This window comes from Amycolatopsis sp. NPDC059021 (assembly GCF_042739895.1).
GTDB lineage: Bacteria > Actinomycetota > Actinomycetes > Mycobacteriales > Pseudonocardiaceae > Amycolatopsis.
In genome coordinates, this window is sequence record NZ_JBHYIQ010000009.1 from 138,219 (window position 1) to 155,256 (window position 17,038).

1 protein-coding gene and 1 pseudogene are annotated in these 17,038 nt (G+C 73.5%); both read right to left on the reverse strand.

Going from position 1 to position 17,038, the window contains the following annotated elements:
• A pseudogene (locus ACFWX1_RS07800) lies at positions 1–3,223 on the reverse strand (type I polyketide synthase); the annotation flags it as partial.
• A gap of 66 nt (positions 3,224–3,289) precedes the next feature.
• Complete coding sequence (locus ACFWX1_RS07805) at positions 3,290–17,023, reverse strand: type I polyketide synthase (RefSeq protein ID WP_378384973.1); 13,734 nt, start codon at positions 17,021–17,023, stop codon at positions 3,290–3,292.
• Positions 17,024–17,038 lie beyond the last annotated feature (15 nt).

Below are 17,038 nucleotides of genomic sequence, written 5' to 3' on the forward strand. Positions count from 1 at the left end.
GCCACACCCCCCCGCGCGGCGCCACCCCCCCGGCGCCCCCCCGGCGCTGGACGGGCGCGTGTGGCCCCGGGGCGCCCCGCCCCACGACCGGGAAGTCCGGCAGCGGCGTCTCGTCCAGCGCCAGCAGGGAAACGATGCCGGCCGGTGTCCCGCCGGCTTCGCTCAGTGCCACCGCCAAGGACGCGCGGTCGGTTTCACCGGTTTCGAGCGTGACGACCCGCGCGCCTCGGCCGGCCAGCGCTCGCGCGCAGTCCGCGGTCTCGGCGCGTTCGCCGACGAGGAGCCAGGTGCCCGTGAGCGCGACGGTCCCGGGTTCGGTGATCGGGGCCCAGGAGATCCGGTAACGCCAGTTCGCCACGGCCGAGTCGTCGCGTTCCCGGCGGCGCCAGGAGATCAGCGCGGGAAGCACCTCGCCCAGCGAAGCGTCGTCGACCTCCAGGGTTTCGGCCAGTTCGCGCAGGTTGCCGTTCTCGACGGCGTTCCAGAAGCCGGATTCGGCGGTCTTCTCGACCGGCCGGTCGGCGAGCGGGGGCTGCGGCCAGAACCGCTGCCGCTGGAAGGCGTAGGTGGGCAGCTCGACGGTCTCACCGGTCTTCAGCACGCCGGCCCAGTCGACGCCGACGCCACGGACGTAGGCCTCGGCGAACGACGTCAGCAACCGTTCGGCGCCGCCTTCGTCGCGGCGCAGCGTACCGACCGCGACCGGCTCGTCGAGCGTGTCGGTGATCGCCGCGGTCAGCACCGCGTGCGGGGACGTCTCGATGAACACCCCATGGCCGCTCTCCCCCAGCGTGCGGACAGCCCGCTCGAACTCGACCGTCTCCCGCAAACTCGCGTACCAATACGCCGGATCCAGCTCCGGACCGGACACCATCTCGCCACTCCTGGTCGAGATCATCGGGACCTCGGCCTCGCGCGGCGCGATACCGTCCAAAACGGACAGAATCTCCTCCCGCAGAGCATCCACCTGCGCACTGTGCGAGGCGTAGTCCACCGCGACGAACTTGGTGCGCACCTCAGGGCACGACTCGGCAAGTTCCCGCAACGATCCGGGATCTCCCGAGACGACTGTCGACAGTGGACCGTTCACCGCGGCAAGCGACAGTCGATCACCCCACGCGACGATCCGATCCCGAACCGCGGCCGCGGGCTCGGCGACCGACATCATCCCACCCTTGCCCGCGAGCACCCGCAACGCCTTGGAGCGCAACGCAACCACACGAGCAGCGTCCTCAAGCGACAGAATCCCGGCAACTACAGCCGCGGCAATCTCACCCTGCGAGTGACCCACCACCGCATCCGGCGAAACACCAGCAGCACGCCACACCTCAGCCAGCGACACCATCACAGCCCAAAGCGCAGGCTGAACAACATCCGCCGCCTCAAAGCCGTACTTGCCGTCCAGCACATCATCCAGCGACCAGTCCACAAAGGACGACAACGCCACACCACACTCGGCCAACCTCGCCGCGAACACCGGCGAAACCTCCGCCAGCTCACGGCCCATGCCCACCCACTGACTCCCCTGACCGGGAAACACGAACACCGTCCGGCCCATCCCGCCCGGCGGTACCGCGCCGGTCACCACGGAAGCCACGGCCTGGTTCGTCGCGACCGCGGCGAGACCGGCGGCCAGCTCCCCGCGTCCCGTGCCGAGGACCACCGCACGGTGCTCGAACACCGACCGCGTCGTCGCCAGCGAGAACCCGACGTCCGAATCAGACAGTTCGGGCCGGGACAGCACGAACTCCCGCAACCGGCCCGCCTGCGCCGCGAGCGCGCCTGCCGAACGCCCCGACACCGGCCACACCGGTACCTCGGCGGCCACCACCGGCACCCGGGGCTCGCCGGATTCCTCCGGCTCCGCCGCCGGCGCGGCCTCCGGCTCTTCGAGGACCAGGTGGACATTGGTGCCGCTGATCCCGAACGCCGACACCCCGGCCCGGCGGGGACGCCCGGCGGCCGGCCAGGAAGCCGGCTCCCGCAGCAGCTTCACGTTGCCCGAGGACCAGTCCACGTGGGGCGACGGCTCGGCGGCGTGCAGGGTGGGCGGCAGTATGCCGTTGCGGATGGCGAGCGTCATCTTGAGCACCCCGGCCACTCCGGCCGCGGTCTGTGTGTGCCCGATGTTCGACTTCACCGAACCCAGCCACAACGGCTCGGCCCGATCCTGTCCGTAGGTCGCCAGCAGCGCCTGCGCCTCGATGGGGTCGCCGAGCGAGGTCCCGGTGCCGTGCGCCTCCACCGCATCGACGTCCGAAGTGGACAGACGAGCGTCGGCGAGTGCGGCGCGGATGACCCGTTGCTGCGAAGGGCCGTTCGGCGCGGCAAGGCCGTTGGACGCGCCGTCCTGGTTCGTGGCTATGCCGCGGATGACGGCGAGGACGCGGTGGCCGTGGCGGCGCGCGTCGGACAGCCGCTCCAGCACGACCATGCCGGCACCCTCACCCCAGCCGATACCGTCCGCGCCCGCGGCGAACGCCTTGCACCGGCCGTCGGCGGCCATGCCCTGCTGCTTGGAGAACTCGAGGAACGAGCCGGGGGTGGACAGCACCGCCACGCCACCGGCCAGCGCCAGCGAGCACTCCCCCGTCCGCAGCGCCTGTACCGCGAGATGCAGTGCGACCAGCGACGAGGAGCACGCGGTGTCCACCGTGACGGCCGGGCCTTCGAGGCCGAGGGTGTAGGAAACGCGGCCCGAGATTACGCTGATCGCGTTGCCGGTCAACAGATAGCCCTCGCCCGCGTCGACGCCGGCGAGGTTGGCCTCGTAACCGGACGAGGAAGCCCCGGCGAACACCCCGGTCCGGGAACCCTTCAGCGACGCGGGATCGATCCCGGCACGCTCCAGCGCCTCCCACGAAACCTCCAGCAGCAACCGCTGCTGCGGATCCATCGCCAACGCCTCACGCGGAGAAATCCCGAAGAACCCCGCATCGAACTCCGCCGCGTCATAGACGAACCCGCCCTGCCGGGCGTAGGAGGAGCCCGCGTCGTCCCAGCCGCGGTCCTGGGGGAAGCCGGACACCGCGTCGGTGCCCGCGATCACGAGATCCCAGAGCTGTTCCGGGGTCCGCACCCCGCCCGGGTAGCGGCAGCCCATGCCGACGATGGCGATCGGCTCGCGCTCGCCGGATTCGAGCTGCTCGACCCGCTCGCGGGTCCGGTAGAGATCGGCGGCGAGCTTCTTCAGCGCGCCGAGCAGCTTCTGGTCATCCGCCATGACTGGTCCTCCTCGACGTCCGCAGCGCGGTCATGGCTCCTTCGCTTCGCAGGCCGGGCCGGGTCATCACGACATCCCCAGTTCGTTGTTGATGAAGTCCAGGACCTCGTCGGCGTCCGCCGACTCCAGGCGCCCGGTCACGGTCTCGTCCGGCGCGGTTTCCCCGCCGCCCAGCCATTTCGACAGCGCGGTCCGCAGGCGTGCGGTGATGTCGGCACGCAGTTCGCTGTCGCCGGGGATACCGGCGAGTGTGGCCTCCAGCCGGTCGAGGTCGGTGAACACCGGCGGGGTGTCCCCGTCCCTCTCGCCCAGGATCTCGGCCCGCAGGTACGCGGCGAGCACGGCCGAAGTCGGATGGTCGAAGACCAGCGTGGTGGGCAGGGTGAGCCCGGTCGCGGCGGTGAGCCGGTTGCGCAGATCGACCGCGGTCAGCGAGTCGAAGCCGAGGTCGCGGAAGGCCCGGCCCGGCTCCAGCGCGTCGGCGGAGGCGTAGCCGAGGACGGCGGCCGCCTCGCCGCGGACCAGGTCGGTCAGCACCCGGTCCTGTTCGGCGCGGGGCTGCCCGGCCAGTCGCGCGGCCAGCCCGGTGCCCGGCCCCTCGGGCTCGGCGCCGGTGTCCGCGATCGCCTGTCCCGCCTCGGGAAGCGCCTCCAGCAGCGGGCTGGGACGCCGCGCGGTGAACGCCGGGGCGAAGGTGGCCCAGTCGATGTCCGCGACGGTCACCGCGGCTTCGCCGCCGTCGAGCACCTGGCCCAGCGCCCGGACCGCCAGCCGGGGTTCCATCACGCGCAGGCCGAACCGGCGCAGCCGATCGCCGGTGTCGCCCGCGCCGAGCCCGCCGCCACCCCACAGGCCCCAGGCGATCGACGTCGCCACCCGGCCACGGGCCCGGCGGCTCTCGGCCAGTGCGTCGAGAAAGGCGTTGCCCGCCGCGTAGCCGGGCTGCAGGCCGCTACCCCAGGTCGCGGCTCCGGAGGAGAACAGCACGAACGCGTCCAGGTCGAGCCCGGCGGTCAGCTCGTCCAGATGCGCCGCGCCCGCCACCTTCGCGGCGGTGACCTCGGCCAGCTGCGCGACGGTGGTGTCCGCGACCGGTCCGCCCCTGCCGACCCCGGCGGCGTGCACGACCGCCGAGAGCGCGGGGCCGGTGGCGGCGATCCGGTCCAGCAGACCGGCGACCTCGGCCCGCTCGGCGGTGTCGCAGGCGACGACGTCCACCGCGGTGCCGCCGCCCGCCAGGTCCGCGGCCAGCCCGGTGACGCCGTCCGCGCCGGGGCCGGAACGGCTGACCAGCACCGTGCGGGTCGCGGCGCGCCCGGCCAGCCAGCGGCCGACGTGCCCGCCGACCGCGCCGGTGCCACCGGTGACCAGGACCGTGCCCCGTGGCACCCAGGGGGTACCCGTGCGCGGCCGCGGGGCACGGACCAGCCGCCGGGCCAGGATGCCCGCCCGGCGAAGCGCCACCTGGTCCTCGCCGAGTCCGGCCAGCACCGCGCACAACCGGGCCGCGGTCCGTGCGTCCCATGTGGACGGAAGATCGACGAGACCTCCCCAGCGGTCCGGGTGTTCCAGGCCCACGACGCGGCCGAGGCCCCAGGTCTGCGCCTGCTGCGGGGAGTGCACCGGCTCGCCGGGTCCGGTGGCGACGGCGCCGCGGGTCACCACCCACAGCGGGGCGTCGATCCTGGCGTCGCCCAATGCCTGGACCAAGGTGAGGGTGGCGGCGACGCCGTGCGGGACGACAGGGAAGTCCGCGTCCGGGGTGTCGTCCACGGCCTGCGAGACGATGCCAGCCAGGTCGTCGATCCCGGTCGGCAGGGACGCCGCGAGCCGCTCGCGATCGCCGTCGGCGTCGGCGTCGACGCTGACGACGGTGGCGCCGCGTTCGGTGAGGGCCGCGGCGAGTTCGGCCGAGGTGCCCACCAGCAGCCAGGTGCCGGACAGCGTGACCGCGCCGGGTTCGGTGACCGGGGTCCAGGTGACGTGGTAGCGCCAGTCCGTCACGGCCGAGTCGTCGCGCTCGCGCCGCCGCCACCGCGCGAGCGCGGGGACGACCTCGCCGAGGCTGCGGGGGTCGACGGCGAGGGTGCCGGCCAGACCGGTGAGGTCACCGGTCTCGACGGCGGCCCAGAACCCGCCCTCGGCGCCGGTCCCCGCCGTGGCGGACGCGGGGACGGCGGGTTCGGGCCAGTACCGCTCGCGCTGGAAGGCGTAGGTCGGCAGAGCCACCCGCCGGCCGCCGCCGAGTACCTTCGCCCACTCCACGGTCACGCCCCGCACGAATGCCTCGGCGAAGGAGGCCAGCAATCGTTCGGCGCCGCCCTCGTCCCGGCGCAACGTGCCGACCACGACAGGATCGCCAAGCGTGTCGGTGATCGCGGCCGTGAGCACCGGGTGTGGCGAGGTCTCGACGAACACCCCGTGGCCGCTCTCGCCGAGCGTGCGGATGGCCCGTTCGAACTCGACCGTCTCCCGCAAACTCGCATACCAGTACTCGGGATCCATTTCGGGACCGCTCAGCATCTCGCCACTCATCGCCGAAATCATCGGGACCTCGGCCTCACGTGGCGTAATACCGTCCAAAACGGACAGAATCTCCTCCCGCAACGCATCCACCTGCGCGCTGTGCGACGCGTAATCCACCGGGATGACCTTCGTCCGCACCTCAGGACACGACTCGGCAAGTTCCCGCAACGATCCGGGCTCTCCCGAAACGACTGTCGACAGTGGACCATTCACCGCGGCCAGCGACAACCGATCACCCCACAAGGCAATCCGCTCCCGAACCGCATCCGCGGGCTCGGCGACCGACATCATCCCGCCCTTGCCCGCGAGCACCCGCAAAGCCTTGGAGCGCAAGGCAACCACGCGGGCAGCGTCCTCAAGGGACAGAATCCCCGCCACCGCGGCCGCAGCGATCTCACCCTGCGAGTGACCGACCACCGCGTCCGGCGAAACACCGGCAGCACGCCAGACCTCGGCAAGCGACACCATCACCGCCCAAAGCGCGGGCTGAACAACATCCGCCGCCTCAAAACCATGCTTACCCGCCAGCACATCATCCAGCGACCAGTCCACAAAGGACGACAACGCCGACGCACACTCCGCCAGCCGCGCCGCGAACACCGGCGAACACGACGCCAATTCACGGCCCATGCCGACCCACTGACTCCCCTGGCCCGGGAACACGAACACCGTCCGCCCCAGGGAAGACGGCGCCGTCCCCACGATCGCCCCGGCTCCGGGCTGCCCCGTGGCGACCGCGGCCAGACCGGCGGCCAGCTCCTCACGATCCTCGCCGAGCACCACCGCGCGGTGCTCGAACGCCACCCGGGTGGTGGCCAGTGACCACGCGATGTCCGGCGGTGCCTGGTCCTGACGTGCCAGGACGTGCTCGCGCAGGCGCCCGGCCTGCCCGGCCAGTCCTTCCGCGCCGCGGGCCGAGACCGGCCACACCACCGGCCCGGACACGACCGCCGGGGTCCGCGGTTCGTCCCGGAGCGTGTCCTCGACGGCCGGGGCCTCCTCGATGATCACATGCGCGTTGGTGCCACTGATCCCGAAGGCCGACACCCCCGCGCGGCGTGGCCGTTCGCCCGCGGGCCACTCGACGGCCTCGGTCAGCAGGCGGATATCGCCGGCGGACCAGTCCACCTGCGAGGAAGGCTCCTCCGCGTGCAGGGTGGGCGGCAGCGTTCCCGACCGGAGCGCCATGACCATCTTGATCACCCCGGCGACCCCGGCCGCGGTCTGCGTGTGCCCGATGTTGGATTTCACCGACCCCAGCCACAAGGGCTCGGCCCGATCCCGCCCATACGTGGCCAGCAAAGCCTGCGCCTCGATCGGGTCACCCAGCTGCGTACCCGTTCCGTGTGCTTCCACCGCATCGATGTCCGAAGCGGACAGACCGGCGTTCGCCAGCGCGGCACGGATCACCCGCTGCTGCGACGGGCCGTTCGGCGCGGCGAGACCGTTGGACGCGCCGTCCTGGTTCGTCGCGGTGCCCCGGATCACGGCCAGCACTTCGTGACCGTCGCGCTGGGCGTCCGAAAGCCGTTCCAGGACGACGACACCCGCGCCCTCGGCCCAGCCGATACCGTCGGCGGCCGCGGAGAACGCCTTGCACCGGCCGTCCGAAGCGAGACCCTGTTGCTTCGAGAACTCCGCGTATGCGCCGGGCGTGGCCATCACCGCCACGCCACCGGCCAGCGCCAGCGTGCATTCCCCCGACCGCAGCGCCTGCGCCGCCAGGTGCAGGGCCACGAGCGACGAGGAACATGCCGTGTCGACGGTGATCGCGGGCCCCTCCAGCCCCAGCGTGTAGGCGACGCGGCCGGAGATCACGCTGCCCGCGTTGCCGGTCAGCAGGTAGCCCTCGGCGCCGGAAACCCCGGCGAGGGTTTCGCCGTAGCCGGACGCCGACGCGCCCGCGAACACCCCGGTCCGCGAACCACGCAGCGATGCCGGGCCGATGCCGGAGCGCTCCAGCGCCTCCCAGGCGGTTTCCAGCATGAGCCGTTGCTGCGGGTCCATGGCCAGCGCCTCACGCGGCGAGATCCCGAAGAACGCCGGATCGAACTCGGTGGCCTCGTTGACGAAACCGCCGCGCCGGACGTACGGCGACGCCGTGTCATCCAGTCCTTCCCCGAGGTCCCAGCCGCGGTCGGCGGGGAAGCCGGAGACGGCGTCGGTGCCGGAGACGATCAGCTCCCAGAACTGCTCGGGACTGCCCGCCCCGCCGGGATAACGGCAGCCCATGCCGACGATGGCGATCGGCTCGTCATCCACAGTGGACGGAGCGGTGACGTCGGCCGCCGCGTCGGCGCCGAGCAGTTCCTCCCGCAGGTGCGCGGCGAGCACGGCCGAGGCCGGGTAGTCGAACACGAGCGTCGCGGGCAGCGACAGCCCGGTCGCGGCGGCGAGCCGGTTGCGCAGTTCCACCGAGGTCAGCGAGTCGACGCCGAGATCCTTGAACGCCCGGCCCGGCTCGATCGCGGCGGCGTCGGCGTGACCCAGCACGGCGGCGGCCTCGGTGCGCACCAGATCGGTGAGCCGGCGCTCCTGCTCGGCCCGCGGCAGCCCGGCCAGCCGCCTGGCCAACTCGGTGTCACCCGCCGGCGAGTCGCCGGGCGCGGCGGCCAGCGCCGCTTCGACCTCGGGGAGACCGCCGAGCAGCGGGCTCGGACGACGCAGGGCGAACATCTCCGCGAAGCGGCTCCAGTCGACGTCGGCGACGGTGATCGCGTGCTCGCCGTCGTCGAGGATCTGTGCCAGCGCGCGAATCGCGTGTCGTGGGGCCATCTTGCGCAGGCCGTGACGGCGCAGCGTCTCCCCCGCTTCGCCGGTCCCCATGCCGCCGCCGTCCCACAGGCCCCAGGCGACCGCGGTGGCGGCGAGACCGCGCGCCCGCCGGTCGGCGGCGAGGGCGTCGAGGAACGCGTTGCCGGCCGCGTAGGCGGGCTGCAGGCTGCTTCCCCAGGTCGCGGAGATGGAGGAGAAGACGACGAACGCGTCGAGCTCGCGGTCCGCCGTCAGCTCGTCCAGGTGCGCCGCGCCCGCGACCTTGGCCTCGGTGACGGAAGCGTGCTCGGCGACGCTGGTGTCGAGGACCGGGGTGCCCTGGCCGAGGCCCGCGGCGTGCACAACGGCGGACAGGTCTGGGATCCTGCCGACCAGCCCGGCGACGTCGGCGCGGTTGCCGATGTCGCAGGCGAATATGTCCACAGTGGACCCCGCGGCGGCCACTCCGGCGGCCAGCGCCGCGACCTCGGGCGCGGCCGGGCCGGAGCGGCTGGTGAGCACCACGCCGGGGGCGGACCGCCCGGCCAGCCAGCGGCTCACGTGACCGCCGAGACCGCCGGTGCCACCGGTGATCAGCACCCTTCCGCGCGGCCGCCACCGCGTCCGTGTGCCCGACGGCCGGGGTGCATGGACCAGCCTGCGGGCCAGCACGCCCGGGGGACGCAGGGCGACCTGGTCCTCGCCGATCCCGGACAGCACCGCGCACAGCCGGGCCGCGGCCCGTTCGTCCCACGTGGACGGAAGATCGACGAGACCGCCCCACCGGTCCGGATGCTCCAGCGCCGCCACCCGGCCCAGGCCCCAGATCTGCGCCTGCGCCGCGTCCACGGCCTCGCCGTCGAGGGCCGCGGCACCGCGGGTCAGCACCCACAGCGGGGCGTCGATCCCGGCGTCGCCCAGTGCCTGGATCAAGGTGAGGGTGGCGGCCACCCCGCGCGGTACCACGGGGAATTCCGCGTGCGCGGCCCTGTCGAGGGCGAGCACGGACACCACTCCGGCGAGTTCGGCGTCCGGCAGCGCGGCGGCTAGCTGGTCGCGGTCGAGGCCGTCGGCGTCGAGGGTGATCACCTCGGCGCCGTGCGTGGTCAGCGTCGCCCCGACCTCGGCCGACGCGCCGACCAGCAGCCAGGTCCCCGCCAGCGTCGCTCGGGCGGGCTCGGTGACCGGGACCCAGGAGATCCGGTAGCGCCAATCGCGCACGACGGAGTCGTCACGCTCACGCCCGCGCCACGCCGCGAGCGCGGGCAGGACTTCCCGGAACGGGCGCTCGCCGTCCACGGCCAGGGTTTCCGTCAGCGCGTCGAGATCGCCGTTCTCCACGGCGGTCCAGAACCCGGATTCGGCGGGCGAGCCCTCGGCCTTGACCGCAGGCTGCGGCCAGAACCGGGTGTGCTGGAAGGCGTAGGCAGGCAGTTCGACCGTCCGTCCACTGAGGATGGTCGTCCAGTCGACGCGGACGCCGTGCACGTGGGCGCGGGCCAGCGCGGCGCGGACCGCGTCCTCGGCCGGGGAGTCCTTGCGCAGCATCGGGACGAACACCGAGCCGGGCAGCACGCCGGAGCCCATCGAGGACAGCGTCCCGTCCGGGCCGATCTCGAGGAACACCGACACGCCCTGCGCGGCCAGCGTCTCGATCGCCCCGGCGAAGCGGACCGCGTCGCGGGCCTGGGCCGGCCAGTAGTCCGCGTCCGGCCGCGCGAGGATTTCGCCGGTGAGCGCGCCAGCCCACGGGATCTCGGGCGCGGAGAAGGTGAGGCTCCTGGCGACCGCGGCGAGGTCGTCAAGCGCGGGGTCCATGCGGTGGGAGTGGAAGGCGTGGCTGACCCTCAGGCGCCGCACCCGGCGGCCCGCTTCCCGCCACCGCTCCACAAGCGTCTCGACGGCTTCGGCATCGCCCGAAATCACCACCGACGCCGGGCCGTTGACCGCCGCCAGCGACACACCCGGCGTGTCCCCGACATCGGCGAGAACTTCCGCTTCCGTGGCGGCGATCGCGGCCATCGCGCCGCCTTCGGGCAGCGCCTGCATCAACCGCGCCCGGTTCGCCACCAGCCGGGCCGCGTCCGCCAGTGAGAGCACTCCGGCGGTGTGCGCCGCGGCGATCTCACCCACCGAGTGACCCGCGACCGCGTCCGGCCGGATCCCCTGCGAGGCGAGCAGCGCGACCAGTCCGACCTCGACCGCGAACAATCCGGTCTGCGCGTACAGCGTCTGATCCGCGCGCTCGTCGGCCGTCTCCCCGAGCACCACATCCCGGACCGGGAAGCCCAGCTCGGCCTCGACCAGCGCGCACGCCTCGTCGAATGCCGCCGCGAAAACCGGACTCGACGCGTACAACTCACGCCCCATACCCGCGCGCTGACTGCCCTGACCGGCGAACACGAACCCCACCCGGCCCGGCACCACCGAACCGGCCACCACACCCGCCGCCGACTCCCCGGCCGCCACCGCCGCCAGCCCCGCCAGCAGCTCCTCCCGATCGGAGCCGACGACGACCGCACGGTGATCGAACGCCGTCCGCGTCGTCGCGAGCGAGAACCCGACGTCCTCAGTGGACAGTCCGGGGCGCGCCAGCACGAACTCCCGCAAGCGGGCCGCCTGCGCCGCCAGCGCCGCCGCGGTGCGTCCCGACACCATCCACATCGGACTTCCCGGCACGACCCCGGTCGCGGTCTCCACCTCGGCAGGCGCCTCTTCGATGATCACGTGGGCGTTGGTCCCGCTGATCCCGAACGCCGACACCGCCGCCCGGCGCGGACGTGCCCCGGCCGTCCACGGCTCGGCTTCCTGGAGCAGCCGGACACCGCCCGAGGACCAGTCGACGAGCGGAGACGGCTCGGCGGCGTGCAGCGTCGCGGGCAGCACGCCGGCGCGCAGCGCGAGCACCATCTTCATCACCCCGGCGACCCCGGCCGCCTGCTGGGCGTGCCCGAGGTTGGACTTCACCGACCCCAGCCACAGCGGTTCGGAGCGGTCACGGCCGTACGTGGCCAGCAGCGCCTGTGCCTCGATCGGGTCGCCCAGCTCGGTACCCGTGCCGTGTGCCTCCACGGCGTCGATGTCCGAAGTGGACAGACGAGCGTCGGTCAGCGCGGCCCGGATGACCCGTTGCTGCGAAAGACCGTTCGGCGCGGTGAGCCCGTTGGACGCGCCGTCCGCGTTGATGGCGCTACCCCGCACGAGCGCCAGCACCCGGTGGCCGTGGCGCCGCGCGTCGGAAAGGCGTTCGACGGCGAGCATGCCCGCCCCCTCGGCCCAGCCGGTGCCGTCCGCGGTGGCGGAGAACGCCTTGCACCGGCCGTCGGCGGCGAGCCCCTGCTGGCGGGCGAACTCGGCGTAGACGTCCGGGTCGGACATGACGGTGACACCGCCCGCCAGTGCCAGCGTGCACTCGCCCGAGCGGAGCGCCCGTACGGCCAGGTGCAGGGCCACCAGCGAGGAGGAGCACGCCGTGTCGACGGTGATCGCCGGGCCTTCCAGTCCGAGGGCGTAGCAGACCCGGCCGGACAGGATGCTGGTCGCGGTGCCCATCCGCAGATGACTGTCCGAACCGGACTCGAGTGTGGTGCCCGCGCCGTAGCCGGAGGCCGCGGCACCGGCGAACACCCCGGTCCGTGAGCCCTTCAGCGACGCCGGATCGATCCCCGCGCGCTCCAGCGCCTCCCAGGAAACCTCCAGCAGCAACCGCTGCTGCGGATCCATCGCCAGCGCCTCGCGCGGGGAAATCCCGAAAAAGCCGGGGTCGAAGTCGGCGGCGTCCTCGAGGAACCCGCCGACCTGCGCGTAACCGGTGTCCGTGACGTCCCAGCCGCGGTCGGCGGGAAAGCCCGAGACCGCGTCGGTGCCCGTGACGAGCAGTTCCCACAACTGCTCCGGTGTGCCGACGCCGCCGGGCAGGCGCAGGCCCATGCCGACGATGGCCAGGGGTTCGGTGTCCGTGGCCGCCACGGCCACCGGCCCGGCCGCCTCGGCGGTCCCGCCTGCCAGTTCGCGGCGCAGGTACCCGGCCAGCGCGGCCGGATTCGGGTGGTCGAAGACCAGCGTCGCGGACAGGCGCAGGCCGGTGGCCTCGGCCAGCCGGTCACGCAGTTCCACGGAAGTCAGCGAGTCGAAGCCGAGTTCCTTGAACGCCAGGCCGGGGTCGACGGCGTCGGCCGAAGGATGCCCGAGCAGGCTCGCGGTGCGCGAACGCACCAGGTCGGTCAGCAGCCGGTCCTGCTCGGCGAGGGGCATTCCGGCCAGCCGCGCCGCCAGTCCGGTGTCCGCGCTGTCCGAAACGGGCTCGGAGCCGGCGGCCAGGGCGGCGGCGAACTCGGGCAGGGAACCGAGCAGCGGGCTCGGGGCGCGCAGGGTGAACGTCGGGGCGAAGGTGTTCCAGTCGACGTCGGCGACGGTGATCGTGTGCTCGTCGCCGTCGAGCGCCTGGGCCAGTGCCCGGACGGCGGTGCGGGGATCCATGGCCCGCAGGCCGCGACGCCGGGCCTGCTCGCCGCCGTCGCCCGCGCCGAGGCCGTGCCCGCCCCACAGGCCCCAGGCGATCGACGTGGCGGCCAGGCCGCGGGCGCGGCGGTTTTCGGCCAGCGCGTCGAGGAAGGCGTTGCCCGCCGCGTACCCGGGCTGCCAGGCGCTTCCCCAGGTCGCCGAGATCGAGGAGAACACCACGAACGCGTCCAGCCCGCGGTCCGCGGTCAGCTCGTCCAGGTGCTCGGCGCCCGCGACCTTGGCCTCGGTGACCTCGGCCTGCTCGGCGAGGGTGGTGTCCTGCACCGGCGTGGCCTGGCCGACCCCGGCCGCGTGCACGACGGCGGAGAGGTCCGGGATCCGCCGGAGCAGGGCGGACACCTGCTCGCGCCGGGCGATGTCCGCGGCGACGACGTCGACCGCCGATCCCCGCCCGGCCAGCTCCGCGGCCAGTCGCGCGGCACCGGCCGCGGCCGGGCCCGACCGGCTGGTCAGCACCACGCGCGGCACCGACCGTCCGGCCAGCCAGCGGCCGGCGTGCCCGCCGATCGCGCCGGTGCCGCCGGTGATCAGGACGCTGCCGCGCGGTGTCCACGTTTCCCTCCGGCGCGGCAGCGGAGCACGCGTCAGCCGCCGCGCGGCGATACCCGAGGGGCGCAGCACGACCTGGTCCTCACCGATTCCGGCCAGCACCGCGCACAGCTGCGCCGCCGTCCGGGTGTCCACAGTGGAGGGAAGGTCGGCCAGCCCGCCCCAGCGCTCCGGGTGTTCCAGGCCGATCACCCGGCCGAGACCCCATGCCTGGGCCTGCCGGGGGCTGGGCAGGCCAGGTCGTGGACCGGTGGCGACCGCGCCGCGGGTCAGCACCCACAGCGGCGCGCTCACCCCCGCGTCCCCCAGCGCCTGCGCCAGCGTGAGGGTGGCGGCGAGCCCGCCGGGAAGGGCGGGGAACTCCGGGTGCGGGCACTCGTCGAACGCCAGCAGGGACACCACTCCGGAGAGTTCGACGTCCGGGAGCGCCGCCGCGAGCCGCTCGCGGTCGAGGCCGTCGACGTCGAGGTGCAGCACTTCGGCGCCGTGCCCGGTCAGCGCGGCGGTGATCTCCGGGTCGTCCCCGACGACCAGCCAGGTGCCGGTCAGCACCGCCGGCGCGGGTTCGGCGACCGGGATCCAGGAGACGCGGTAACGCCAGTCCGCGGCCGCGGTGTCGTCCAGTTCCCGCCGCCGCCAGGAGGCCAGCGCGGGCACGATCTCCCGCAGCCGGCCGTCCTCGACGGCCAGTTCACCGGCGAGCCCCGCCACGTCGCCGTTCTCGATCGCCGACCAGAACCGGGACTCCACCGCGCTTCCCGCGCCGCCGGCGGTGACCGTGGTGTCCGGCCAGAACCGGGAACGCTGGAACGCGTAGGTGGGCAGCCCGATCTTGTGTCCACTCAGGACAGTGGACCAGTCGATCGCGGCACCGTGGACGAAGGCCTTCGACAGCGCCGTCGCGAGCGCGGCCGGGGCCTCGGTTCCCGGGTGCAGCAAGGGGATGAACACCGAGCCCGGGAGCACGCCCGATCCCATCGAGGAGAGGGTCCCGTCCGGGCCGATCTCGAGGAAAACGGTGACGCCTTCCGCCGCGAGTGTCTCGACGGCGTCGGCGAACCGCACCGCCTCGCGGGCCTGCGCTGGCCAGTACCCGGCGTCCGGGGTGTCGATCAGTTCGCCGGTGAGCGCGCCCGCCCACGGGATCTCGGGCGCGGAGAAGGTGAGGCTCCTGGCGACCGCGGCGAGGTCGTCAAGCGCGGGGTCCATGCGGTGGGAGTGGAAGGCGTGGCTGACCCGCAGGCGCCGCACCCGGCGGCCCGCTTCCCGCCACCGCTCCACGATCGTCTCGACGGCTTCGGCATCGCCCGAAATCACCACCGACGCCGGGCCGTTGACCGCTGCGAGGGACACGCCCGGCGCGTTCTCGACGTCGGTGCGGATGTCCTCTTCGGACACCGCGATCGCCGCCATCGCACCCCCCTCGGGCAGCGCCTGCATCAGCCGGGCCCGGTTCGCCACCAGCCGGGCCGCGTCCGCCAGTGAGAGCACACCCGCCGCATGGGCGGCGGCGATCTCGCCGACCGAGTGCCCCGCGACCGCGTCCGGCTTCACTCCCCAGGCAGCCAGCATGGCGACCAGGCCGACCTCGACCGCGAACAATCCGGTCTGCGCGTACAGCGTCTGATCGGCCCGCTCGTCCTCGGCACCGCCGAGCACCACGTCCCGGATCGCCAGGCCCAGCTCGGCCTCGATCGCCCCACACGCCTCGTCGAACGCCGCCGCGAACACCGGGCTCGACGCGTACAACTCACGCCCCATCCCGGCCCGCTGACTACCCTGACCGGCGAACACGAACCCCACCCGGCCCGGCACCACCGCACCGGTCACCACACCCGCCGCCGACTCCCCAGCCGCCACCGCCGCCAGACCCGCCAGCAGCTCAGCACGATCGGAACCGGTCACGACCGCGCGATGGGCGAACGCCGTCCGCGTCGTCGCCAACGCGAATCCGACGTCCTCAGTGGACAGTCCGGGGCGCGCCAGCACGAACTCCCGGAGGCGTCCCGCCTGCGCCGCCAAGGCCGCGGGCGTACGCCCGGAGACCGGCCACATCGGACGGTCCAGTGCGGAAGCGGGCTCGACGATCTCCGGAGCCTCTTCGGCCGCGGGAGCCTCTTCGAGGATCAGGTGCACGTTGGTGCCGCTGGCCCCGAAGGCCGACACCCCGGCACGCCGCGGCCGCTCGGACGCGGGCCAGGGCACGGCTTCGGTGAGCAGCCGCACGTTCCCGGCGGACCAGTCGACGTGGGGGGTGGGTTCGGCGGCGTGCAGGCTTCGCGGGAGCAGTTCGTGGCGCAGCGCGAGCACCATCTTGATCACGCCGGCGACGCCCGCGGCGGTCTGGGTGTGCCCGATGTTGGACTTCAGCGACCCGAGCCAGAGCGGTGCGGAGCGGTCCTGACCGTAGGTCGCGAGCAGCGCCTCCGCCTCGATCGGATCACCCAGCTCGGTGCCGGTGCCGTGTGCTTCGACGGCGTCGACGTCCGAAGTGGACAGTTTCGCGTCGGTCAGCGCGGCGCGGATGACCCGGCGCTGCGCGGGACCGCTCGGCGCGGTGAGCCCGTTGGACGCGCCGTCCTGGTTGGTCGCGCTGCCGCGGATCACGGCCAGCACCTCGTGCCCGTTGCGCTGGGCGTCCGGCAGGCGCTCCAGCAGCACCATGCCCGCGCCCTCGCCCCAGCCGGTGCCGTCCGCCGCGGCGGAGAACGCCTTGCACCGGCCGTCGGAGGCCAGGCCCCCCTGCCGGGAGAACTCGGCGAACATGCCCGGGGTGACCATCACCATCACGCCGCCCGCGAGCGCCAGCGAACATTCGCCCGCGCGCAGCGCCCTGGCCGCCAGGTGCACCGAAAGCAGCGACGAGGAGCACGCGGTGTCCACGCTCACCGCCGGTCCGGTGAGACCGAGCGTGTAGGCGAGCCTGCCGGACAGGACGCTCATCGCGCTGCCCGCGACCAGATGTCCCTCGGCGCCGCCGTGCTCGCGGGCGACCCAGTCGTAGCCGGACGTGGTGGCGCCGACGAACACGCCCGTCCGGGACCCCTTCAGCGAAGCCGGGTCGAAGCCCGCGTGTTCCAGTGTCTCCCACGAGACTTCCAGCAACAGCCGCTGCTGCGGGTCCATCGCCACCGCCTCGCGCGGCGAGATCCCGAAGAATCCGGCGTCGAAATCGGCGACGTCGTGGACGAAACCGCCCTGGCGCTCGTACCCGGTGTTCTCGACGTCCCAGCCGCGGTCGACGGGGAAGCCCGCGACGGCGTCCGTTCCGGAGGCCACCAGTTCCCACAGGTCCTCGGGCTCCCGGACCCCGCCCGGATAGCGGCAGCCCAGGCCGACGACGGCGATCGGCTCGTCCGCCGCCTCCAGTTCCCGCAGGCGCCGGCGGGTCTCGTGGAGATTCGCCGTCACCTGCTTGAGGAAGTACCGGAGCTTTTCTTCGCTCACTTATGCCACCTCGTC